The sequence below is a fragment of the Pseudoalteromonas maris genome, assembly GCF_049257235.1.
Taxonomy (GTDB): domain Bacteria; phylum Pseudomonadota; class Gammaproteobacteria; order Enterobacterales; family Alteromonadaceae; genus Pseudoalteromonas.
This window is the reverse complement of sequence record NZ_JBMMUF010000004.1, coordinates 68,728-93,432: the sequence shown is the minus strand read 5'-3', so window position 1 is coordinate 93,432 and position 24,705 is coordinate 68,728. Positions and strand designations below refer to the sequence as shown.

Annotated in this window: 20 protein-coding genes and 1 pseudogene; 11 read left to right on the top strand and 10 right to left on the bottom strand. The window is 45.4% G+C overall.

Features of this window, described 5'->3' with window-relative positions:
- The first annotated feature begins 15 nt into the window (after positions 1 to 15).
- From AAEU32_RS07330 to dolP, 4 genes are read left to right on the top strand one after another with little or no spacing between them, the layout of a single operon-like run.
- Positions 16 to 1,980 (top strand): penicillin-binding protein activator, encoded by a 1,965-nt coding sequence (locus AAEU32_RS07330; RefSeq protein WP_421969880.1) that lies wholly within the window; start codon positions 16 to 18, stop codon positions 1,978 to 1,980.
- Complete coding sequence (locus tag AAEU32_RS07325; protein WP_421969879.1) at positions 1,925 to 2,296, top strand: YraN family protein; 372 nt, start codon at positions 1,925 to 1,927, stop codon at positions 2,294 to 2,296. Before AAEU32_RS07330 ends, AAEU32_RS07325 begins: the two co-directional genes overlap by 56 nt.
- Entirely contained in the window at positions 2,297 to 2,887 is a 591-nt protein-coding gene (locus AAEU32_RS07320; RefSeq protein ID WP_421969878.1) for an SIS domain-containing protein, read from the top strand. It abuts the gene before it with no gap.
- On the top strand, positions 2,888 to 3,457 hold the full coding sequence (dolP, locus tag AAEU32_RS07315) for a division/outer membrane stress-associated lipid-binding lipoprotein (protein WP_421969877.1): 570 nt from the start codon (positions 2,888 to 2,890) through the stop codon (positions 3,455 to 3,457).
- A gap of 97 nt (positions 3,458 to 3,554) precedes the next feature.
- Here the strand turns inward: dolP and AAEU32_RS07310 are convergent, their stop codons facing one another.
- From AAEU32_RS07310 to AAEU32_RS07290, 5 genes are read right to left on the bottom strand one after another with little or no spacing between them, the layout of a single operon-like run.
- Positions 3,555 to 5,687, bottom strand: a complete 2,133-nt coding sequence (locus AAEU32_RS07310) for a type IV pilus secretin PilQ (RefSeq protein WP_421970092.1) — start codon at positions 5,685 to 5,687, stop codon at positions 3,555 to 3,557.
- The gene (locus AAEU32_RS07305; protein WP_421969876.1) at positions 5,671 to 6,207 is read right to left on the bottom strand and encodes a pilus assembly protein PilP; all 537 of its coding nucleotides are present in this window, start codon (positions 6,205 to 6,207) and stop codon (positions 5,671 to 5,673) included. The genes AAEU32_RS07310 and AAEU32_RS07305 overlap by 17 nt, the downstream gene beginning before the upstream one ends.
- Positions 6,208 to 6,807: a type IV pilus inner membrane component PilO gene (locus AAEU32_RS07300; RefSeq protein WP_421969875.1), complete on the bottom strand. Its 600-nt coding sequence runs from the start codon at positions 6,805 to 6,807 to the stop codon at positions 6,208 to 6,210.
- The gene (locus AAEU32_RS07295; RefSeq protein ID WP_421969874.1) at positions 6,804 to 7,370 is read right to left on the bottom strand and encodes a PilN domain-containing protein; all 567 of its coding nucleotides are present in this window, start codon (positions 7,368 to 7,370) and stop codon (positions 6,804 to 6,806) included. Before AAEU32_RS07295 ends, AAEU32_RS07300 begins: the two co-directional genes overlap by 4 nt.
- Positions 7,358 to 8,437: a pilus assembly protein PilM gene (locus tag AAEU32_RS07290; RefSeq protein WP_421969873.1), complete on the bottom strand. Its 1,080-nt coding sequence runs from the start codon at positions 8,435 to 8,437 to the stop codon at positions 7,358 to 7,360. The genes AAEU32_RS07295 and AAEU32_RS07290 overlap by 13 nt, the downstream gene beginning before the upstream one ends.
- A gap of 134 nt (positions 8,438 to 8,571) precedes the next feature.
- Here AAEU32_RS07290 and AAEU32_RS07285 point away from each other — a divergent pair, with 134 nt between their 5' ends.
- Positions 8,572 to 11,154: a penicillin-binding protein 1A gene (locus AAEU32_RS07285; RefSeq protein WP_421969872.1), complete on the top strand. Its 2,583-nt coding sequence runs from the start codon at positions 8,572 to 8,574 to the stop codon at positions 11,152 to 11,154.
- Positions 11,155 to 11,215: 61 nt separating this feature from the next.
- Here the strand turns inward: AAEU32_RS07285 and metL are convergent, their stop codons facing one another.
- On the bottom strand, positions 11,216 to 13,561 hold the full coding sequence (metL, locus tag AAEU32_RS07280; protein ID WP_421969871.1) for a bifunctional aspartate kinase/homoserine dehydrogenase II: 2,346 nt from the start codon (positions 13,559 to 13,561) through the stop codon (positions 11,216 to 11,218).
- Between the two features lie 10 nt (positions 13,562 to 13,571).
- Positions 13,572 to 14,720, bottom strand: a pseudogene (gene metB / locus AAEU32_RS07275) (cystathionine gamma-synthase); the annotation flags it as partial.
- A 177-nt stretch (positions 14,721 to 14,897) separates the two neighbouring features.
- Here metB and metJ point away from each other — a divergent pair.
- Entirely contained in the window at positions 14,898 to 15,218 is a 321-nt protein-coding gene (metJ, locus tag AAEU32_RS07270) for a met regulon transcriptional regulator MetJ (protein ID WP_421969870.1), read from the top strand.
- Positions 15,219 to 15,306: 88 nt separating this feature from the next.
- Here metJ and AAEU32_RS07265 read toward each other — a convergent pair whose 3' ends face one another.
- Positions 15,307 to 16,554 carry a malic enzyme-like NAD(P)-binding protein gene (locus AAEU32_RS07265; RefSeq protein ID WP_421969869.1) on the bottom strand — a complete coding sequence of 416 codons (1,248 nt, stop codon included), beginning with the start codon at positions 16,552 to 16,554 and terminating at the stop codon, positions 15,307 to 15,309.
- Between the two features lie 471 nt (positions 16,555 to 17,025).
- A complete protein-coding gene (rpmE, locus tag AAEU32_RS07260) occupies positions 17,026 to 17,241 on the bottom strand; it encodes a 50S ribosomal protein L31 (protein WP_105253238.1) in 216 nt (71 codons plus the stop codon).
- A 278-nt stretch (positions 17,242 to 17,519) separates the two neighbouring features.
- Here rpmE and priA point away from each other — a divergent pair, with 278 nt between their 5' ends.
- The 5 genes from priA to AAEU32_RS07235 all read left to right on the top strand — a co-directional run bounded on the left by priA (position 17,520) and on the right by AAEU32_RS07235 (position 22,647).
- Positions 17,520 to 19,691 (top strand): primosomal protein N', encoded by a 2,172-nt coding sequence (gene priA, locus AAEU32_RS07255; RefSeq protein WP_421969868.1) that lies wholly within the window; start codon positions 17,520 to 17,522, stop codon positions 19,689 to 19,691.
- A gap of 17 nt (positions 19,692 to 19,708) precedes the next feature.
- Entirely contained in the window at positions 19,709 to 20,239 is a 531-nt protein-coding gene (locus tag AAEU32_RS07250; protein ID WP_421969867.1) for an SPOR domain-containing protein, read from the top strand.
- A gap of 133 nt (positions 20,240 to 20,372) precedes the next feature.
- Positions 20,373 to 20,891, top strand: coding sequence for an ATP-dependent protease subunit HslV (gene hslV / locus AAEU32_RS07245; RefSeq protein ID WP_421969866.1), 519 nt, complete (start codon positions 20,373 to 20,375; stop codon positions 20,889 to 20,891).
- A gap of 13 nt (positions 20,892 to 20,904) precedes the next feature.
- The gene (gene hslU / locus AAEU32_RS07240) at positions 20,905 to 22,233 is read left to right on the top strand and encodes an ATP-dependent protease ATPase subunit HslU (RefSeq protein WP_421969865.1); all 1,329 of its coding nucleotides are present in this window, start codon (positions 20,905 to 20,907) and stop codon (positions 22,231 to 22,233) included.
- A 39-nt stretch (positions 22,234 to 22,272) separates the two neighbouring features.
- Positions 22,273 to 22,647: a gamma-butyrobetaine hydroxylase family protein gene (locus tag AAEU32_RS07235; RefSeq protein WP_421969864.1), complete on the top strand. Its 375-nt coding sequence runs from the start codon at positions 22,273 to 22,275 to the stop codon at positions 22,645 to 22,647.
- A gap of 99 nt (positions 22,648 to 22,746) precedes the next feature.
- Here the strand turns inward: AAEU32_RS07235 and AAEU32_RS07230 are convergent, their stop codons facing one another.
- Complete coding sequence (locus AAEU32_RS07230) at positions 22,747 to 24,627, bottom strand: methyl-accepting chemotaxis protein (protein WP_421969863.1); 1,881 nt, start codon at positions 24,625 to 24,627, stop codon at positions 22,747 to 22,749.
- Positions 24,628 to 24,705: the final 78 nt, after the last annotated feature.

Here is a 24,705-nt window from a genome sequence, read left to right as displayed (position 1 = left end):
TAAGCGAATCACACGATGACCAATTGGAATGTAAAGACTGTGCGACTCAAATCAATTGCTTTTATGGTGTTATTGTCAGGCTTATCGGCCTGTAGCACAACACAAAAGCTCGAAGAAAGTGAAATTCAGACCGTAAACACCAGTGAACCTGAAGTTGCACCGACTTATACAGCGCAAGAAACTTATCAACAGGCGCTAACGTTAAACGCTGCTGCGCAACAAAATAAATTAATTGCAGCACAAACGCTCGCCCTTGAGGAGCAAGATTGGCTTACCTTACAACAAGCCAGTGATACCTTGTCTCGCTATTTTCCAAATGAGCGCATTCAAGCGCGATTAGTGTCTGCTTTTGCGCAGTTACAGCAAGGTCAGCCACAACTAGCTTTGCTTGAGACCAAGAAGCTTCAAGCCTTATTAGATACGCCAAGCGAGTATTATTGGCATCAATTAGTGCAAGGCTCGGCCTACAGTGCAATGCAATTAAATACTCAAGCCATCCCATTTTTGCTGCGCGCCGCAGATGCTGCTGGTGATGCAAGCTTTGGAAATCAAACTGTTAATCCAATACTGTGGTCAAGCTTACAGTCACTAAGCTTAACGCAACTGCAAAAATTGGACTCTGGCTCTGATATACAAAGAGGCTGGTCGCAACTTGCACAAATTAAACAAATCTATTTAGGTTCACCTATTGAGCTGCACAGTGCCACCAACAACTGGCGTCGCAAATTTGTGGATCACCCAGCGGCGTTTGCGCTTGATGAGAAAGTAGCGCAATTGATGGAAGTCGAGCCTTTTGCAGTGAAGAACTTAGGTGTATTCCTGCCGCTTACAGGTGCCAACCGAGCGCTTGGAGACGCAGTTAAAAGCGGTATAATGGCGGCACTGGATAAGCATCAATTTGAAAACGTCTATTTTATCGATGCTAACGCGTCGGATGACGACATTCGCACTGCAGTGCAAACCCATGAACTCGATTTCGCAGTGGGCCCTTTGTTAAAAGCAAACATCAATCGCTTTGAGCAATCTGGCTTGCTTGAAGGACTTGCCAGCATTTACCTCAACCGAGTTGATGTCGAGCGCCAATCAAGTGAACATTTTTACTTTGCTCTAGCCCCTGAACATGAATTAGATCAAGCGCTAGCGCACTTTATGGCAAGAGGTTTTGAAAAGCCATTACTGCTATCAACAGCAGATCGTACTGGCGAGCGTCTTACACAGTACTTTACCGAGCAATGGCTGCGCTATAACAAGCAAGCTCCAATAGTGGGCTTATACAAAAGTAATGAGGAGATGGAATCCGTCATTACTGAACTGCTGGAAGTTGGACAAAGCGAACAACGCATTGATGCGATTAAACGTCTGTTCAAAGCAAAAGTTGAGAGTGAGACTCGCTCGCGCAGGGACATTGATGTTGTCTACTTCTTAGCAGATGCGACGCAAACACGCCTGCTCAAGCCCTACTTAGATGTGAATGTAAGTACCTTTGTTGAGCGGATCCCTCTTTACGCGAGCTCTAAGAGTCACAGCACACAAATTGATAGCACGGATAAACGTGATTTAAGTGGATTGTATTTTACCGAGTTGCCGTGGATGTTGCCCACATCAGGCGTTGCTAACCTAAACAACAGGCAACTTAGAGAAACCGTTGAGCAGCTTTGGCCTAATAAAGGTGACTTGGAGCAACGCTTATTCGCAATGGGGTTTGATGCTATTGCTATCATTCCTGAATTACGCCAACTTAGTATGCTTCCTGGCAAGCGAGTAAGCGGGCTAACTGGTGCGCTCAGTGTCAACACGACAGGAGAAATAGTAAGACACCTGCTCTGGGCAAGGTATGATGCTAGAAAAATTACCCCTGTTACTCTGGAGCACATTACACCTCAGCCCCTACAAAAAGAGGCGCTGAAATCACAAGGAACTGAAGATGTTTTGGCAACCGAAGGAATGGCGCCACAGTCGACACAAGGGGCAGCATTATGAGCGCCTTGCACAAGATTATTTAGTGACGCAGGGGTTAACTCCAGTTACAACTAATTATCACTGCCGTTATGGTGAAGTGGATTTAATAATGAAAGATGGCGCCACTTGGGTATTTGTTGAAGTAAAATTTCGCAAACATGGTAGTTTTGGTGGCGCACTTTGGGCGCTAACTCCAAAGAAACAGGGGCGATTGCGTAAAACCATTGCCCACTACGTACAAAAGCATGATCTCATGCACTGCACACTGCGTGCAGACTATGTTGCCATCGACGGACAGCAAGATACGCAATTCCATTGGATTAAGAACGTACTGTAAATGCAAGAACAAATAAAAACACTATTCACAGAGAGCATCCAAGCCCAAATCGCCGCTGGGGAAGTATTGCCCAGCGCATTGGAGTCAGGTGCTATATCAATTGCCCAAGCATTAATTAATGGCAATAAATTGCTGTGCTGTGGCGCATCAAGCTGCCATATGTTGAGTGATCATTTCGCGGGGTTACTGGTCAATCATTACGAAACTGAACGCCCATGTTTACCAGCAATCTCTTTGTCAGCTCACGCAATGAATTTGAGCTCTACTGCATCAGGCACTAAGGCCAGAGACATCTATGCAAGACAAATTAGAGCGTTGGGCGAGCAAGGTGATTTATTGTTGGTTTTGGCCATCAATGGCAATGAAAAGTCAATTATAAGCGCGGTGGAAGCGGCATTAACCAAAGATATGACCGTAATCGCACTTGTTGGTGACGACGGTGGCGAACTGGCGGGCCTTCTTAATGCCAGTGATGTTGAAATCCGCATTCCAGCAAAACGCCCTAGCCGTATTTTAGAGTCGCACCTCGTGAACTTGCATTGCTTAAGTGAGCTTATCGATATGACTCTGTTCCCACAAGGAGAAGAATAAATGAATAACAAACACCTCTTAGCAATTGTTGTGAGCAGTGTTCTACTTCAAGGCTGTGCAGCTGCAGTTGTTGCCGGAACTGCCGGTGCAGTAACGTCAGCAAACGACCGCCGTACTATTGGCAGCCAAATTGACGACAATAACATCGAAATAAAGGCAACGCTTGCTATCAAAGAAGTCACAGGCGAACGCAAAGACACCAATGCCACAGTTGTCAGCTACAACGGCATTGTCTTGCTTCTTGGTCAAGTCCCCTCTGAGCAACTCAAGTCAATGTCGCAAACCGCAGTGGAGAAAGTGCAAGGCGTACGCCGTCTTCATAATCAGTTGCGCGTAGGCTCACCGACCAGCATCACGACACAAAGCCACGATACTTGGCTTACTTCAAAGGTGAAGTCACAGCTTCTTGCAGCTGAAAATGTGAGCGGTAGTAACATCAAAGTGATCACTGAAAATGGTGAAGTATTTTTGATGGGCTTAGTCAACAAGACTGAGGCTGAAGAGGCTGTTAATATCGCCCGTAATATTTCAGGTGTGGAGCGTGTTATCAAGGTTTTTGAATACATCTAGCCCCTTTGTTCTACGCCTATAGCGCTACCTGTGAAGCACAAAAAAAAGATATAAAAAAAGCCACTTTAATAAGTGGCTTTTTTCTGGGTTTATTTCGCTACAGCGTGCTTTCAACCATAATCTTCGGTGTAACGAAGATAAGCAACTCACGTTTCTCATTGCGCTCACTGGTATTGCGGAATAGCGCGCCAAGGTAAGGAACATCACCTAGTAATGGCACCTTATTCGCTGAGCTGATGATTTGCTGCTGATAAATACCACCTAGTACAACCGTTTGGCCATTCTCAACAAGAACTTGCGTTTCAATGCGTTGTGTATCGATTGCAACCGCTGGGCCTGTAGGTGTATCAACTGTATCACCACGTGTATCTTGAGTGATAGCAAGGTCAAGAATCACCTTGTTGTCTGGTGTGATATGTGGCGTTACTTCCAAGCTCAATACCGCTTTTTTGAATGTTACTGTCGTCGCACCACTAGAAGCTGATTGAACATATGGAATTTCGGTACCTTGTTCGATACGCGCTTTTTTCTGGTTCGCAGTAGTGATACGTGGACTGGCGATAATCTCACCTTTGTTTTCTTGCTCTAGCGCAGAAAGCTCAAGGTCAATCAGTTGGCCGTTAGCCAGTTTCGCTACGTGCATACCAATGCTGCCAGCTGGGTTAGCAACAGGTAGGTTTACATTAAGACGGTCACCAATACTTGAACTATTGTTAAACGCCATATCATTCGCGCCAATAATAGAACCTGATACACCCGTTAACGTACCTGTTGAATTAGGACCAACATTGTTTCCAAAGCCACTGTTGCTATCGCTGAAGCCCCAGCGAATACCTAAGTCTTCTTGAACGTTATCGCGAACGGTAACCATGCGTGATTCAATCACTACCTGTTTGACTGCAACATCGAGTGTTTCAACCATACGGCGAACGCTTTCAATACTCTTAGCAGTGTCTTTAATAAGTAGTGTATTGGTACGCGCATCTACCGACACGCTTCCACGCGCAGATAAGATACTGTTAGCCTCTGTTTTCAGTAAGTCAGCAAACTCTTGCGCTTTGGCATAGTTCAACTGGATATATTCACTGTAAAGTGGCTCTAGGTCTTCTACCTGCTGCTTCGCTTTAAGCTCTTTTGCTTCACGTGCTGCCAACTCTTCTGTTGGAGCAACCATCAGGATAGAGCCTTCCATACGTTTGTCTAAACCTTTAACACGCAGCACGATATCCAGCGCTTGGTCCCAAGGCACACCATCAAGACGCAAAGTAATATTACCGTCTACCGAATCGCTCACCACAAGGTTAAAGCCGTTGTAATCTGCAATAATCTGCAGTACTGCGCGGATTGAGATATCTTGGAAGTTCAGAGACATAGGACGACCCTGATACTCTTTACCATTACCAAGGAAACTGCGCTTAGATTCATCTTTCTCTACTGTCAGAGTAAAGATGTTGTCCAATTGCTGGTAGTTGTAATCGAACGCATCGGTAGTTTGGATTTCAATTCGGCTGTTTGCGCCTTCTTTGAACGTTTCCACCATATTCACTACGGTGCCGAAGTCCATCACATCCAAGGTATATAACAAGTCGTCGATGATGTCGGTGTTGTGGAACTCAACAATAATCTTGCCTGCTTGCTCCTGAACATCAATCGCAGCCATGTTCTCTTGTAAGAACACGAGTACGCGTGCTTCACCTTCTTCACCTCTGCGGAAATCAAGGGCCTGAATACGGTTGATATAGCTATCACCTTCATCTTCTTGCGCAACGGTTTGGTTCGCATCTTGTGTTGGGTTATCTGACACGTGTAGGTAGAACAAGTTCTTGTCTACGCGCGTTTGATAAATCTTCAAGCGATCAAGGTAAACAGTGACCTTAAAGCCATCATTAACGAATTCATTCGTTACCTTTTCAACACCCGCGGTGTTCACCAATACTTCACCCAAGCTCTGCTCAAAGTCTGCCTCATCGAAGAACATCTCGATACGTGCAGGTTCGCTGAATACCTGGATCTGAGGCTCTACATAAATCTCTTCATCAAAGACGAATTCGACTTCCGTTTCACCTTCTAGCAATGGGTTGTAGCGTACGTCGTACAATAAAGGCACGGCGGTCGCAAAACTCGACATAAACAGAGTAGCTATTACGAGTATGAAAGAATAGATACGATTCATTTTGAATGCGTTATTTTGCATTGTGCTATTACCTTGATTTTTATGAACTGGAATCATCACCTGCCTCCAACATTTCTAGCTTGGTCAGGCGTTCTTTCCAACATCCTGCTCCATCAGGGATTAACTCTAATAATTCTATATAGTTACTGCGTACCTGAGTCACTTTACCGTGATACAAGCCAACATAGTTGCCGCGCGAGATTCGATGCAATGTTGCATCAGAAGCTTTCACTAGTGCCCATGTTTGCGCGCCAGCACCCAACGTCCCTTTCATTGAAAGGTTATCTAATGGGTATCTCTCCAGCGGTTCTTTCTTACGCTGAGGATCTGGATGCAAACAGTTTTGCACTTGAATCAATTTATCTTGAATTACTTCTGGTCTTGGTGCCACAAAAGGACTACGTAAATCAGAAGCGCTGTAGGCAAAGTGCTCAAACTGGGCGATCTCGGGGATCGGCTCCACCTTGGGCTGCGTACTTGCTTTCACTTGGTTTATAAACTCATTTTGCTCGGTAGTGTCGTCAAAACAACCACTTACCAACAGCGATAATGAGGCTACTGCGAGGAGTTTTTTCATTTATTCATCCCCCTCATAACGATATGTCTTAGCAATCACACTAAACACCAATTGGTCATCACCTGTTGCTTGTATTTCAAAGTCATGAAGACTGATGATACGAGGTAACTGAGCGACCTTACCAACGAACTCTCCAAATTCGTGATAACTCCCCTCTACTTCAATTTTAATTGGCAGCTCGGTGTAGAACTCTTTTTTCACTTCAGGCAACCAACCGATCTTTACGAACGTCAAGCCACTGGTCGTGCCTACATATGACAAATCATCGAGTAGTCCTGGCGTTTCGTTTGAGGTTGGAAGCTTTTTCAACAACTGTGAGAACTTCTCTTCCATCTCTTGCATTTGTTGTTTGTAAATTTCTAAGCGACTCGCCTTTGCATATTTGACGCGATAGCTGTCTCGAAGCTCTGTTTCTTTATTGAGTGTTGTTTCATAAACACCAATCTTGTCTTCAACTAAAAACTTGTAGCTAAGCCCTAGTATTATGATGAAAACAAAAATAAAGACTAACGACTTAACCAGTGACGGCCACTCGCCTATGTTGTCGAGTGTTAAGTCGCTCCAATCTATATCGGTTAAGGCTTTTAAATCCGTACTCATTCTTTCACCTCACCAATTTCATCGAATGACTTCACGCTAAATTGCATGTTGAAATCACTTAACAGACGAGAGTCTTCTTCACCAGCAACAATGCCTTGCAAAGATGCGCGCTCCAGTAAGTACGAACCTTCTACTTGGCGGATCATGGTTGACAGACGGTTGTTTGACTCACTCTTACCAGTAATTTGAATGGCGTTTCCACGGCGCTCTAGGGTAGTAAAATACACACCTGAAGGTACGATTTTAGCTACTTCATCCATAATGCGCGTGCCGAGGTTTCGGTTACTTTGCAGCTCTTCGATTAGGCGCATACGCTGTTGTAAGCTTTCTTTTTTCTTGTCAAGCTCACGGATTTCAGCGATCCGCTTATCGAGTATTTGAATTTCTTTGGTCAAAAAGTTATTGCGTACATTTTGCCCATCAATCATAGCGTTATAGACCATGCTCAGCGCAAACATAGAGGCAAATGCAGCGAAAACAACAACCACTAAAACCGTGACGAAGTTCTGCTGTGCTTCCTTGCGCGCGGCTTCACGCCAGGGCAGTAGATTTATATGTGGCATGTTGAGAAACTCCTCAAAGCAAGGCCGGTGGCAACTGCAAACTGCGCCTTATGCTTTTGTAACATTTCCTGATCCACGCGAGGACCGATATCCATATTCACAAATGGATCAACAACAACAGTGTGTATACCCAGCTCGTCTATTAACAGGCGATCTAGGCCATCAATCATTGTTGTTCCACCTGATAAAACGATGTAATCAACTTGATCTTTACCACTGGTCGTTAAAAACATTTGGATTGCGCGACGAACCTGCTGCAACAATGATGTTTGAAACGGAGCCAACACTTCAAAGGTATAGTTTGGTGGGAGGTCACCTGAACATTTTGCGCGCTCGGCATCGTCAAAGTTCTTGTTGTAGTAAGACACAATGGTGTTGGTATATTGCTCACCACCAAAAACTTGGTCACGGGTGTAAATGGTCTCACCTTTTTGCACCACACTAACCAGTGTCATTACCGCACCGATATCCACTAAAGCGACTACTTTGTCCTTAGCGTCTTCGGGAAGTGACGCATAGGCCACCTCAAGACTTCGACTAAGTGCGTAGGTCTCTACGTCAACAACCTTAGTTACGAACCCGCCTGTTTCTACAGCGCCCGATCGTGCTTCAACACTTTCGGTTCGTGCAGCGGACAAAAGCACGTTAACTTTGGAGGGGTCAGCTTCATTGATCTCTAACTTTTCGAAATCGATGCTAACTTCATCCAGTGGGTATGGGATTAAGCTGTCAGCTTCAATTTCGATTTGAGATTCAAGTTCGGCATCACTCAAAGACACATCCATAAAAATCATCTTAGTAATCACCGTTTGTCCCGATACTGCAACAACGGCGTGACTAACAGATTTTGGAATGCGCTTTCTAAGCTTTGAGATTACGCGACCAATAGCCTCTATATCCTGAATGTTACGCTCGGCCATTGCCCCTTTGGGCATGGGTTCGATCGCAACCGCGTCAAGGCGATAACCCTGTTCGTGCTGTGTGAGTAACACTGCCTTTACAGAGTGTGAGCCGATGTCGATGCCTACCATGGCGGGCAAAGACTTTTTGAAAAGTCGATTTAACATATGAGCAACGTGAAACCTTTTTTTATAATTATAATAGACTTATAAATTATTAATGAAAAAATTTTATTCACTTCCTAATCAAGATATACTAGCAACGTCTGCGCTCAATTGGGAGTCTAATTAGGGAAATATCCGTGAAAATATTTAAAAAGTTTTTACAAATCCTTTTCATTTGTATCCTCCTCGGCTGTATTGCCATCGCTGTATTATATCTATATGTAAAGCCTGACTTACCAAGTGTAGCAGTTTTAAAAGACGTCAAACTACAAACTCCCATGCAAGTGTTCACACGGGACGGCGCTCTCATCAACCAATTTGGTGAAAAACGCAGAATACCAGTAAAAATCAATGATGTACCAGAAGAATTACGTTTAGCATTTTTGGCAACTGAAGATAATCGTTTTTATGAACACTACGGAATAGATCCAATAGGGATAGTGCGTAGTGCTTTAGTACTAATTTCCACAGGTGAAAAACGCCAAGGTGCCAGTACTATTACCATGCAGCTGGCACGAAACTTCTTTTTAACACGTGAAAAAGCGTATATTCGAAAAGTAAAAGAAATATTTATCGCCATTCACATTGAGCAACTTTTAAGCAAAGACGAAATATTTGAGCTGTATCTAAATAAAATTGAACTAGGTAATCGCTCGTTTGGTATTGGCGCTGCCGCACAAGTTTATTACGGAAAACCGCTTAATGAGTTAAATCTTGCACAAATGGCAATGATTGCAGGTTTGCCGAAAGCCCCCTCTGCTTTAAACCCAATTCGCAACCCTGAGCGCGCAAAAGCGCGTCGTAATGTGGTACTAGGACGTATGTTGGATGAGGGATATATCACCGAGCAAGAATTTGCTGAAGCTTCTTCACAACCAATTACTGCAAAATTCCATGGTGCTGAGATCGATCTATACGCACCGTATATCTCTGAAATGGTGCGAGCTGAAGTGGTTGCACTGTATGGCGAAGAAGAAGCATACAACTCAGGGATAAAAGTATTCACATCGGTAGAATCGAATGTTCAAGCGGCTGCGCAAAAAGCACTGCGTGATAATCTTTACGCCTATGACATGCGTCACGGCTATCGCGGCCCGCAAGCATACCTATGGCAGCATGACACCGAGCCTCCAGCCAACGAAGAGACCATGCTGACCTACCTAAAGTCAGTCAATGCACTTGCTGATTTGCATGGTGGAATTGTTACGGCAGTCAATGAACAATCCATTCAAGTCTTTAACAAAACTGGTGAATATGTAGATATCGACTGGGATGGTCTTAAGTGGGCTCGCAGTTTTATTTCAAACACACGCCAAAGCCAAGCACCGCAAACTGCCGCTGATATTGTTAATCCAGGAGCGCATGTTTGGTATCGCTTTAATGACAATGGACACGCTATGCTGGCGCAAGTGCCTGACGCGTCCAGCGCTCTGGTATCACTCGACCCAACCGATGGACGTATCAAAGCCATTGTCGGTGGGTATAGTTTTGAGCAGAGTCAATACAATCGAGCTGTGCAAGCAAAACGCCAAGTTGGTTCAAACATTAAACCGTTTATCTATTCCGCAGCGCTTGAGAATGGTTATTCACTCGCTACTGTTATCAATGATGCACCAATCAATCATTGGGATAAGAGTCAAGGTGTTGCATGGCGTCCGAAAAACAGTCCAGCGGTGTATGTAGGGCCAATCAGAGTGCGCCGCGCCCTAGCTCAATCTAAAAATGTGGTGTCAGTAAGATTGCTTCGTGGTGTGGGCGTCGACCCTGCCTCAGAGCATCTACTGAAATTCGGCTTTAAAGATGAAGACTTACCTCGCAATGAAACGCTCGCCCTAGGTAGCGCCTCTTTAACTCCACTAGAGTTAGCCCGAGGTATGAGTACTTTTGCCAATGGCGGTAACCTTATCGAGCCTTATTTCATCTCTGAAATTCAAAACGCAGAAGGGGAAACTCTGTTTAAAGCGCAACCAGTTGTGGCATGTAACGCTGAACAAAGACGCAAGAATGAGGTGTTAGCAGAATTTGCACAACTGGCTGAACTGGAGCCGGATTTACAACAAACCAACCAGGCTGACAGCACGCTAAGCACTGAACTAGAAACAGAAAATCGCATCGCTCAATGTGCACCACAAGTGATTTCAGAACAAAATGCCTTTTTGATTGCGGACGCAATGAATAGTGCAATATGGGGTGGCGGTAGTTGGCAACATGGTAACGGTTGGAATGGCACAGGTTGGCGTGCAACCAGGTTAAAACGCCGAGACTTATCTGGCAAAACGGGCACGACAAATGACTCGGTAGACACTTGGTTTAGCGGTTTTAATGCCAACGTGATGACAACTGTGTGGGTCGGTTTTGATAACCCTGGTAATTCACTAGGTAGAACCAGTTACAACAACAATCTCGACAAATCGCAGATTTTCGGCGCAGAGTCTGGCGCTAAAACAGCACAGCCAGCGTGGGTCGACTTCATGGAAGTGGCACTCAAAGATGAGCCATATGCACCGATTGACACGCCTGAAGGGCTAGAATCGGTGCGCATAGATCTCAAAACTGGCCTGTTAAGCCATAACAATGATCATACCAGCCGCTTTGAGTACTTCATGAAAGGGACTGCACCCACTCGCTACGTAGAAAAATCCCTGCCTAGCATCTTTGAGTCTCAAACAGATAAGACACAAGAAACTGAAGAAGAGATATTTGAAGACGAGCTGTTTTAATCCTTGTACAGAGCATCTCTCTTTAAAAAAGCCAGCGTAAGCTGGCTTTTTGTTTGTTACGCTAGGCAATTTTTGCAGCTAACCAATACAAATCAGAATGCACTCCAGCCGCGGTAACTTCCCGCCCTGCTCCGGGCCCTTGGATAACCAAACTATTATCTGCATACCACTGGCTATTGGTGACAAAAATATTATCGCCGGGAGGCAAAGCCCCCAACGCACTATCCCTATCAACAGCAACTAAGCCCACCTTTGCTTTTACTTTGCTATCACGGAGGTCAATCTCGGCATTGTATCGCAATACCTTGCCCTGTTCGTGAGCAACAGTCGCACGCGTTGCTACAAAGTCATCCAATGCCGCTAAGTGCTCTTTGCATTGCTCCCATGAACCGTTTGCCAACTGCTCGGGCATAAGAGGCTCTAACTCTATGTCATCCAAATCGAGTTGCAAACCCAGCTCTCTGGCAAGGATCAGTAACTTTCTTTGTACATCACGTCCAGATAAGTCTTCACGGGGATCAGGCTCACTCAATCCCAACGCTTGTGCTTCTAGCACCAAGTCAGAAAAAGGCACCTCACCGTCGTATTTACTGCACAGCCAAGATAAAGTGCCAGAGAAAACCCCCTGTATACGGCTGACTGCATCACCACTTTGCTGTATATCTGCCAAGGCAAAATTGATCGGCAGGCCAGCTCCAACACTGGTGTTATAGCGCCACTGTAAATTCCTTTGTGCCAGTTCATTTTTTAGGTTTTGGTACCAGCGAATAGGTGCAGTGTTAGCATACTTATTGGCACTTATAAGGTGACAGCCCGCTTTTACAAACTGCGGGTAAATATCACTGAATGACTCACTTGCAGTGATATCAATAACCACTTTGTGCTCATAATCAAGTTGCTCTAAGCACTTAACTAACTGTGCTTGGTCATAGCTAACAGCACCACGTTGCCAATCTGCCTGCCAGTCGCACACCTCTATTCCAGCTGGGTTAAACAGCATGTGTTGCGAGCGCAGCAACCCCACCACTTTCACATCAAGGTGTTGTGCTAAACGCGCCTTTTGCTTTTCTAGCTGCGCAACAAACTCCTCTCCAACATTACCAAGCCCAGCCACCACAATAGCGAGCTGTTGACGTGAATTTAGCAGGTTAGCATGCATGTATGCGAGACTATCGGCGTCTAGGGCCTGATCAGTTAACTGCAATAGATGCCCTTTCTCAGTATGGCTGAGACGACTGGTAAAATTTAAGTGTGATAATGCCGACTGCGCTCGTTGCTGGATAAGCTCAAGCTCAGCATCAGGAGCCACGACAGCAAAACCATAGACGTTCGATTCTACCAATTGCGCACGACCATCAAAGTAATTAGACAGGTCATGACTAACTTCTTGCGGCACTACCAATAACGTACCATCTGCTAGGTTGCAGCCAATAATATTACTTTGCAGTTCATCATTAAGACGACGTAATTCATCCGCGTCAGCGCTGTGCACTTTATACACATCATGCACTCCCAAAGTAGTGATGAAGTGCTTGTGCTTACACACCCCTTCAGGGACGACTTCTGTCGCATTGGCGTCTCGGTCAAAGGAGCTGCGAACCGACAACTTAATATTTGTGCCTTCAAGGGGAGATAACGTCTTCGCATGCAGTACGGGGTTACCTAGTCGTGCGAGTAACTGCGCTTGTAAGCGACACACTTTATGATATTTCTGAGCTTGTGCCACTTTGCGAGGATCGGTACTGTAAATACCCTGTGTATCGGTCCATATGCATACTTCGTTGGCATTGAGATAGCGCGCCAGCAAAGTCGCACTGTAGTCACTACCATTACGCCCAAGCGTTACCGTATTTCCGTGCTTATCGGCAGCGATAAAGCCTGTAATAACATTGATATGCTGCAAACTTACCCCTTGTTGGCATTGTTGCTCATTGAGTGTATGCAACAATTGCCCGCACTCGTACACCATAAGGGTGCGCGCATCAATGCTGTGTGCTGGTGTGCCTAGCTGCTGAATATATGTGGCCAGCAAACGAGCTGACCACAGCTCGCCATGCGCTAAAAGGTGCGCTTCATTCAGACGTTTTTCTTCAATCGCGTAACGAATATTATCTAGCTCATCATCAAGCGTTGTTTTAACAGTGTGCACCTTTGACACACCAAGTAACTCATCAATTAACGCTCGCTGATGCGTTTGAATGACGCTGAGCACTTCAAGGCTCCCATGAATATCTCCTTGCTCATACGCTTGCCACAAGCTTACCAGCGTATCCGTTGTTTTACCTGCTGCAGAGACGACCACCACATCACCTAGTTGTGCGTGTGCAAGCACAATGTTGGCAACCGCATGATAGCGCGCAGCGCTGCTCAGGCTCGAACCACCAAACTTATGTACAACGTGTGTCATCTCAGCACTCCAACAACGCAAATGCGCGCTCTAAATCAGCGATTAGGTCTTCTTTATCTTCGATTCCCACGGAAATACGTATAAGCGTGTCACCGACACCCGCTTCTAAACGCGCCTGTGCATCCATGCCTGCATGGGTCATCGTTGCAGGATGGCAGATCAAACTCTCTACCCCTCCTAAAGATTCAGCAAGGGTGAATTGTTCTACAGAAGTAAGTAGCTTGGCACTGTCACTAATTGTGCCTTTAATATCGAAACTGACCATACCACCAAAACCACTTTGTTGGGCTTTAGCAAGTTCATGCTGAGGGTGCGATGCTAGACCTGGGTAATACACCTTCTCGATTGCACTGTGCTGCTCTAAAAACTCTGCAATGGCCTGTGCATTCTCTTCGTGTTGGCGTAAGCGTAACGATAAAGTGCGCAGTCCTCTGAGTGCTAAATAGCTATCAAATGGCGCACCTGTGACACCAATATTCTTTGCCCACCACGCAAGTTCTTCGCCCAACTCTGGAGTTTTTGCTATCACCGCCCCGCCAACTACGTCTGAGTGCCCATTGATGTACTTGGTAGTCGAATGCACAACAATGTCACAACCCAGAGTTAATGGCTTTTGCAGTGCTGGGGATAAGAAGGTGTTATCGGCAGCAACCAAAGCACCTACTTGCTTTGCTGCGTCGCACACAGCGCGGATATCTGTTAAACGCAAAATAGGGTTACTGGGTGTTTCTATCCATACCAGTTTGGGTTTTGCGTCGATAATCTGCTGATAACAACTTTGCTCAGTGAAATCGACAATCAACAACTTGAGTAAGCCTCGCTTCTCTAGCGACGTGAACAAGCGGTAACTGCCACCATAGCAATCATGAGGGATCACTAAGGTGTCGTCGGCATGAAGCAACTGTGTAACAAGGTGGACACCCGCCATGCCGGTTGCCGTGATAATACCACTGGCACCGCCTTCGAGTTCCGTTAAGGCTTCAGCAAGAATGTCGCGATTAGGATTACCGCTGCGGCCATAGTCGTAAGCTCGCTTGGTATCAAAATCAGCAAAAGAGTATGTACTAGACAGGTATAAAGGAGGCACAACGGCACCATGATGTTTATCGGCATCGATGCCGTGGCGTACCGCGATGGTCTGAGGTTTTAACGTAGACATGCTGCCTCCAGTGAATTTTAGATGTTTAGACGTCCAAAAGAGTAAATTATGACATTTCAGATGTCAAAACATTTATACGTCTAAATAGCCAAATGAGGAATATTTGACTATCCTTTCCAACACGATAAAATTTCGGCCTTATTGATGCCTAAGTGACCAAAAAATAAGACGCAAATTATGGCCAAGTGGAATGGTGAGTATATTCACCCCTATGCGGAACACGGTAAGAAAGCCCAACAGGTGAAAAAAATTACCGTTTCAATCCCGCTAAATGTATTAAAAGTATTAACTGATGAGCGTACACGACGTCAGGTGAACAACCTACGCCATGCCACCAACAGTGAGTTGTTGTGTGAAGCATTCTTGCACGCTTTTACCGGGCAGCCGTTGCCAAGTGATGAAGATCTGCGCAAAGACAACCCTGAAAAAGTACCACAAGAAGTACGAAAAATTATGGAAGAAATGGGGCTAGAAGTACCCATAATCGGCGACGATTAAATATTTTTGTGGGCAAAGTAGTGACTTTTGCCCCGACCATAAAAAAAGCCCCATGTGCGAACATGGGGCTTTTTCTTAGCTCAAATTATTATTTTTGGTTCATATAATCGGCTGCTAATTCTACTTGTGCAACGCCAGAATCAACAGCGGCTTGTGCCACTGCTTTGGCAACACGAGGAAGCAAACGAGGGTCCATCGGCTTAGGAATAATGTACTCGGGACCAAACTCTAACTTGTCCACACCTGCAGCGGTGAGCACCTCTTGCGGCACTGGCTCTTTAGCAATGCTACGAATTGCTTCTACCGCAGCTATCTTCATCTCATCATTAATTGCTGTCGCACGAACATCCAACGCGCCACGGAAGATGAATGGGAAGCAAAGCACATTGTTAACTTGGTTTGGATAATCTGAACGACCCGTTGCCATAATTAAATCTGTGCGAGCACTGTGAGCAAGCTCAGGTTTAATTTCTGGGTCTGGGTTTGAACATGCAAACACCACTGGCTTATCAGCCATCAGCTTAAGGTCTTCCGCTGAGAGCAAATCAGGGCCTGATACACCCACAAACACATCAGCCTCAGCAATTACGTCTTGCAAAGTACGCTTGTCAGTGTTGTTAGCGAATAACTGTTTGTATTCATTTAAGTCGTCACGACGAGTATGGATCACGCCTTTGCGATCAAGCATATAGATATGTTCACGCTGCGCTCCACATTTAATAAGCAATTCCATACAGGCAACCGCTGCTGCACCCGCACCTAAACACACAATCAGTGCATCACGAATGTTTTTACCTTGGATCTCCAACGCATTGAGCATACCCGCAGCGGTAACAATCGCTGTTCCGTGCTGATCATCGTGAAACACGGGGACATTACAGCGCTCAATCAAGGCTTTTTCGATTTCAAAACACTCTGGTGCTTTAATGTCTTCTAGGTTGATACCACCAAACGTGTCAGCGATATTCTCAACGGTATTAATGAAATCTTCAGTCGTGCGGTGCTTCACTTCGATATCAATCGAGTCTAAGCCAGCAAAGCGTTTGAATAGTAACGCTTTACCTTCCATCACAGGTTTAGAGGCTAGCGGGCCAAGGTTACCTAAACCAAGAATCGCTGTGCCGTTAGAGATAACAGCAACCATATTACCTTTGGCAGTGTACTTATAAGCATTGTTAGGATCAGCGGCAATTTCGCGGACAGGTTCAGCAACACCTGGACTGTAAGCTAGAGCTAAATCACTTACTGTCTCGGCACTTTTTGTAAGTTCAATGCTGATTTTACCTGGAACGGGGTTAGCGTGATAATCGAGCGCTTTTTGACGAAAGTCTGACATGAATAAGTATCCTGCTAGATAGGTTTGTGAGAGTTCTGTATAGGGCGCAAACAATACTGCTTTTACGCGCATATTCCAAGCAATATCAGGTCTATCCTGTTACGCGTATTTTGACGTAGTTAGCGCCATATTCATGGTCAATTATTCTAATTTTCGAATGAATGCTAGGTGACTCACCACATCCAAAGTACAAAAATTAGCTGACTAAACCACTTTAGGCTTACAAATCGCTCTATTCAATCTGATTCTTATATCAAAATGAAATATAAAATTAATCATCGAGCCGTCTATGCAAGTTATTAGCATGTTTGACGCTTATCGCAGCAAAGCCTGCCTGAAAGTGATGATTTATAGTGACTTTAGTACAAAGGAAATAAAAGTGAATGTGATGAATAGTGGGAATGAATAACACCAATAAACACGAGGCACAAAAAAAGCACCCGAAGGTGCTTTTTTCTAATAAGCAATGAATTACTTCTTGCTGCTAAGCGCACCGAAACGCTTATTGAAGCGGTCAACACGACCACCTGTGTCAAGAATCTTCTGCTTACCAGTGTAGAAAGGGTGACACTCTGAACATACGTCAAGGTGAATGTCTTTACACAAAGTAGAACGAGTTTCAAACTTGTTACCACAAGAGCACGTTGCTGTGATTGCTTCGTACTTAGGGTGGATACCTTCTTTCATGGGGATAACCTCTAAATAGGCCGTATCGCTCTCCAAACCCGGAGTTTGGCACCATACGCGTTAGTTTCAATGTGCCAAGACGAGAATAATTCTGCCCAGCACCCTTAAGGCCGCGTATTTTATTTAAGTAATGGTTAATGTTCAAGCATTAATTGCAGCTATTCACTGCGCCTCGAATTTAGTACATTAAGTCTAAGAACTTTGAAGCGAGAACAACCTTGTCGTCCCAGCCCAGCAACCAGTCAAATTTTGCTTTTACATCAGGTACATCTGCGTATGTGGAAGTGGCAGTAAAAGTGCCACTGCACCGTAGTTTTGACTATGTGTTGCCACAATCAATTTCAGCCCAAACCCTCGCTGTTGGAATGCGAGTGTTAGTGCCTTTTGGCAACCGACAAGTAACCGCTTTAGTACTGCGCATAAAGAACAGCTCAGAGTTGGCTGCGGATAAAATAAAAGCAGTCATAAAACTTATCGACAATGCGCCAATTATTGATAGCACCCATATAGAGTTGCTGAAATTTACCGCCCGGTATTATCACTATCCGCTCGGTGAAACACTATTTTCGGCCTTACCCAAAGCGTTACGCATTGGTGAAGATATCGATAAAACCAGTATCAATTACCTTCAACTGACAGAAAAAGGTGAGCGCTTACCTACACTGCGCGCAAACAAACAACAAGCCTTGTTATCACAGCTAGCAAAGTCAGGAAAATCCCCCATCACTGAAGTCAAGGCACTCGGATTTTCTAAAGCAACGATTGATGCCATTGTTGAAAAACAGCTAGCTGAAGTGAGCATTGAGTTTGCAAGCCATTGGCGTACCGACGAGTTAAAAGTCGCTCCTAAGCCTAAATTAAATGCTGAGCAAGCCGTCGCCTGTAGCACAATTAACCAAAGCGCGGGTTATGCAAGCTTTTTACTTGAGGGTGTAACCGGCAGCGGCAAGACCGAAGTCTATTTACAATGCCTTGAAGAAGTACTTAAACAAGGTAAACAAGCGCTCGTGCTGGTCCCCGAAATTGGCTTAACCCCACAGACAGTTAACCGCTTTCGTCGCCGCTTCCCCAATACACCGATTATGTTGTGGCATTCGGCGTTGACCGACAACGAAAGACTGCAAACATGGCGGTTTTGTCAAAAAGGCAGCTGTGCCATAGTGATCGGAACACGTTCAGCGATTTTTATGCCTTTTTTACAACTGGGCATGATCATTGTTGATGAAGAACATGACAGCTCCTTCAAACAACAAGACAGTCTGCGCTATCACGCCCGTGATTTAGCCGCTTATCGCGCTCAGCAACACCATATTCCTCTCGTACTAGGAACGGCAACGCCTGCACTTGAGACCTTACATCGAGCTATTGGCGGGCGTTACCACTTACTGTCGCTCACCCAACGAGCACAAACATCGACTGACAATCACTATCAACTCATTGATATAAAAGGTCAGCATTTGGATGCTGGCTTAAGCCATGCCAGTTTGGCATATATAAAGCGCGAACTCGCTCGTCAAAAGCAAGTGATGGTGTTCTTAAACCGCCGTGGCTTTTCGCCTTCATTGATTTGCCATGAGTGCGGTTGGTTGAGCGATTGCCAACGCTGCAGCACCAGTGCCACTTACCATAAATCAATGCGTCGTTTAGTTTGCCACCACTGTGGCGAGCAGAGCGCACCGCCAATGCAGTGCCCTGATTGTGGAAGCACGCAAATAAACCCTGTGGGTTGCGGTACAGAGCAGCTAGAAGAAGCGTTGAGTGAGCAATTTCCTGACGTTGCACTAAGCCGTATAGACCGTGATTCAACACGCAAAAAAGGCAGTCTCGAAGAAGAGCTTGAGCGCATCAATCAAGGTGGTGCTCGCATTTTGATTGGTACCCAAATGCTTGCCAAGGGCCACCATTTTGCCGATGTTAGCTTGGTGGTTATTTTAGATGTAGACGCCGGGCTGCACTCTTGTGACTTTCGTGCCACCGAACACCTAGCTCAATTGATCACGCAAGTCGCGGGGCGTGCTGGACGCAGCGGTGAACCAGGCACTGTACTACTGCAAACGCATTTTCCTGAGCATCCTTTACTGCAAGATTTGGTAAACAATGGCTACCAACATTTTGCCCGTTATGCGTTAAATGAGCGCCAAGAAACCGATTTACCACCCTATACACATTTGGCCCTTTTACGAGCAGAAGCCCATGATTTATCGCTATTATTGCGATTTTTATCGGATCTAGTTCCCGCAGCCCCCGTGCCTAAGATACAATTACTCGGGCCCATACCCGCCCCGCTAGAGCGCATTGCAGGTAAGTTTCGCTATCAGCTACATATTCAAGGTGAAGACAGAGGAGCGTTGCATGCATACTTGGGGCAAATGGTAAGCTATTTAACGAATAATAAATTAGCGCAAAAAGTGCGCTGGAATTTGGACGTAGATCCAATCGACATGATGTAAAGAGATAACACACTCATATGGCGCAACACGACTACATAAATAAAAAAAGACCACAACGTGGTAATAAGAAAAAAGCTCCGCCGAAAAAGCCCTTCCCTATTTTCGCAGTGCTAGCGGCTGCTCTTTTAATTGCGGGCTTTGGCTATGGCCTTTGGTACATAAAAAACAACGCCGACCCCGAAGTCGTAGAGCAAGCAAAGAATCAGCCTGAAGAACAAAAGCCAGTGATTCAAAAGCCAAAGACACCCGAATTTATCAATGAAATTAAAGAAGCCGAAATAGAAGTTGAGGTTAAGGAAGTTGAGCAAAAAGGTCCTTATGTAATGCAATGCGGGTCTTTTCGCACGTACGACCAAGCAGAAACACTCAAAGCTAAAATCGCATTTGTGGGCCTCGTTGCTGATATTCGTCGCACCGAAGGCAGTAATGGCGTGTGGTACAAAGTTCGCCTTGGCCCTTACCCAACTAAGCGCGGCGCAGAAAGTGATAAGAATAAGTTAAAGCGCCAAGCGAAAATCATGGGATGTGGTATCTGGCTTTGGACATAACAAATACAATCAATCATTCCCCCATCTAATATCTAGGGGATTTCACTTTTTAGCTTGAAATCCCCGCCATCTGCCCATATTTCCCCGCTATTAGACAAAGAAAACACCACACTCTGGGGTGCTAAGGATTCTCATGACTACGATAGTTTCAGTTCGCCGCGAAGGCAAAGTCGTTATCGGCGGTGACGGCCAAGTGTCACTTGGCAATACGGTGATGAAGGGCAACGCCCGCAAAGTACGCCGTTTATTTAACGGCAAGGTAATCGCCGGTTTTGCAGGCGGCACAGCCGATGCATTTACGTTGTTTGAGCGCTTTGAGAGCAAGCTAGAAATGCACCAAGGTAACCTGACTAAGGCCGCGGTTGAAATGGCTAAAGACTGGCGCAGTGACAGAGCTCTAAGACGTTTAGAGGCGCTATTAGCTGTTGCAGACGAAACGGCCTCTCTGATCATCACAGGTAACGGTGATGTAGTACAACCAGAACATGATTTAATCGCCATTGGTAGTGGCGGTAACTTCGCCCAAGCTGCGGCGACCGCATTGTTAGAGAACACCGAACTATCAGCACGAGAAATCGTTGAAAAGAGCCTTAAGATAGCCGGTGATATTTGTGTATTCACTAACAACTTCCAAACCATCGAAGAATTGTAATTAAGGAGCCACCATGTCAGCCATGACTCCACGAGAAATCGTTCACGAACTTGACCAACACATTATCGGTCAAGGCAACGCAAAAAAAGCAGTGGCGATTGCCCTTCGTAACCGCTGGCGTCGTATGCAGCTTGATGAAAGCTTACGCCAAGAAGTTACCCCAAAAAATATCTTGATGATCGGCCCTACCGGTGTCGGTAAAACCGAAATTGCGCGTCGTTTAGCAAAACTTGCTAACGCGCCGTTTATTAAAGTTGAAGCCACAAAGTTTACCGAAGTAGGCTATGTAGGTAAGGAAGTTGAAACGATTATCCGCGATCTTGTTGAGATAGCCGTGAAGATGGTTCGTGAGCAACAAGCGAAGAAGCATCACTTCCGTGCAGAAGAAGCCGCGGAAGAGCGTATTCTTGATGCCCTACTACCACCAGCAAAAGATGCATGGGGCGAAACACAACCAAGCGAAAATAGCTCAACACGTCAAACATTCCGCAAAAAGCTGCGCGAAGGCCAACTTGATGATAAAGAAATTGAAATTGATGTAGCTGAGCAAGGCCCGAGTGTTGAAATTATGTCTCCACCAGGCATGGAAGAGATGACCAACCAACTGCAAAGCATGTTCCAAAACATGTCAGGTGGTAAAACGAAAAAGCGCAAACTGAAAATCAAAGAAGCATTCAAGCTATTGGTTGAAGAAGAAGCGGCTAAACTCGTTAACCCTGAAGACGTAAAGGAACTGGCGATTGAGGCTGTTGAGCAAAATGGTATCGTGTTCTTAGATGAAGTGGATAAGATTTGTAAGCGCGGCGAAAGCAGCGGCCCAGATGTGAGCCGTGAGGGTGTGCAACGCGATTTACTGCCTTTGATTGAAGGCTCAACTGTGAGCACAAAACACGGCATGGTGAAAACAGACCATATCTTGTTTATCGCCTCTGGCGCATTCCAAATGGCCAAGCCGTCAGATTTAATTCCTGAGCTTCAAGGTCGTTTGCCTATTCGCGTAGAACTAGACGCTCTTAGCGCTGGCGACTTTAAACGCATTTTAACTGAGCCTCATGCTTCACTTACCGAACAGCAAGTAGCACTGTTGAAAACCGAAGAAGTTGATGTGGAGTTTACCGATGATGCCATTGAGCATATCGCTCAAGCGGCATGGCAAGTAAATGAAAAAACTGAAAACATCGGTGCTCGTCGCCTGCACACGGTGATGGAACGTTTAATGGAAGAGATTTCATTTGATGCCAGTGATAAAGCCGGCTCCCGCCTTGTTGTTGATGGCGAATATGTTGAAAAACACCTTGGCAATTTGGTCCAAGATGAAGACCTCAGCCGCTTTATTCTATAATCAAAAGGCCTTCGGGCCTTTTTTGCTATAGGAACGCAGATGCTAGTTAGTAAATTGCATTATCACCGTGTATCTAAACAGCTTGATATTTATTTCGAGTCTGGACAAATGAGCTCCCTCAGTGCCGAATTTCTGCGCGTGCACTCACCTTCTGCTGAAGTTCAAGGGCACCACAGCGGCGAACCCTTACTGGTTACCAATAAAAAATCGGTAGCCATAGCAAAAATTGAGCCTGTTGGTCACTATGCGGTGCGTTTACTCTTTGATGATGGCCATCACAGTGGCTTGTACAGCTTCACCTATTTAGCGCAGCTTTGCAGCGACACTCAACAGCTCTGGCAAACCTATCTTGAGCGTTTAAAAGCGGCTAATGCCCAACGAGATGCCAGCATAGCGATTCGCGTCACACCTTAAGCTCATCTATTTTGAATAATAAAAAAGCCGCAACGTGCGGCTTTTTCTAATTATTGGTCATGAGCACGATATTGAGCCCGCTAGCGTAAGTTGATGGTATTACACCTTGTACTTGGCTACCGCTTGGTGCAAGACACGAGCCTGCTCAGCAACTTCCTCACTGGTATGCGCATTGGTGCTTGCATGCGTGCTTGCCTGCTCGGCAATATCGCGAATGCGCACTACATTTTGATTCACCTCAGAAGCCACTTGTGATTGCTGCTCAATAGCAACGGCGATTTGCGTGCTCATTTCCATGATGGTTTCAATCTCTTGAGTGATTGAACTCAACAGATCACCTGCACGTGATGCTTGATCTGCACTCTCACCTCCTTGCTCTTTGCAACGCTGCATTATATTAACCACTTCCTGTGTGCGCTGCTGCAAAGCGGAAATTATATTTTCAATTTCTTGGGTTGAGTCTTGGGTGCGCTGAGCAAGCGATCGCACTTCGTCAGCAACCACCGCAAAGCCTCTGCCTTGCTCACCTGCTCGCGCGGCTTCTATTGCCGCATTAAGCGCCAAGAGGTTGGTTTGCTCAGCAATACCTCGAATCACATCCAACACCGACCCTATCGTATCGGCATCTTTTTCTAGTTGACCAACAACGTCAGAGGCGCCGCCAAGAGAATCTGAAAGCTGAGCAATGCGCGACACGGTTGAGTCAACTTCGTGGCGCCCTTGCAAGGCATTTTCATTGGTAGACTGCGCGCGCTTGGCCGCCTCTTCAGTATTACCAGAAATATCGTGGATTGTTGCCTGCATCTGTGTAGCGGCAGTCGCAACCATATCTGCCTCTTGGAGCTGTTCTTGCACCCCTGAACTTGTCGAGGCAGTCGTCGCGGCGAGCTCTTCTGTCGCCCCATTGAGCGTTTCTAAAGCGCCATTGACTTCGTAAATAAGATCGCGGAAATCAGCAGTGAGACCATTGATATTCTTAATTAAGTCAGAGATTTCATCTTTGCCCTGCATCTCAATTTGAACACTTAAATCATTGCTTTGACGAATACGAGCAATGGCTGACACTGCGCGGTCAATTGGTTGGATAATCGCGCGACTGGTCATTATCAACAAAGTAGCGACGATCATCGCAGCAATAAATAATATGGTAATTGCCATGATTTGCGTGGCACGCATTTGTGCCTCAACATTCTCTTTAGCAGAGTCTACAAGCTGCTGTACGCTTCGATCGCTTTGTTCCACTACACTTACTAAGTCAGCCAACGCGCCGGACTCCAAATCAAGACCGAGCTTTTGTTGTGCCTCCACCAGAGCTTTGAATTTACTGCGATACTGATTTAATAAACCGCTAAGACGGGTACGATAGCTGTTATCTAGTTCCGCTTGCTGGACTTTGGAAATAAAGGTATTAATTTGTTCTTCGAACTTGGTGAGATATTTTAAATCTAGGCGCAACATAAAGTCTTTTTCAGCTCTGCGAAGCTGCAACATAATGCTCAACAGCTCAAAGTTTTGTTGCTGCTTTAATAGCTCCTCAACCTCATGTACAGCCCCTCTGAGTTCACCATAGAGTGCGTCTTTGGGATGTAAGCCAATTACTCGCTGCAATTGTACAACCCTGCTGAACTCACGTTCATAGGCAACCACGTGCTTAGCAAACTCATCCACCAACACAGTGTCTTCACCCAACTCGGTATATTGAGCACGTAACTCATCGATTCGCTTTTGCATTGCCGCGAATTCTTTATCAAAACTTTCTAAATCTTGCTCACTTTTGTAGAACAAGAAGTTCTTTTCGAACTTTCGCAGCGACAGTTCATGAACATTAAGCTCTTCAGCATTGACCAAGATATCATTAAGCGAGCTCATCATCCGTGCTTGATATATCAACACCATAAACATAACCAACAAGGCTAAGGCAACCACACTGCCATTCACTTGAAGGCGGCGTTTGATGGTGATTTTTTTCATAAAGTTCATGGTGTTTAACCTATTAGGGACAATTACGAAGTGCATTTAAAATTTTAGCTGGGTATAAACAAATGTCGCAATAAATTT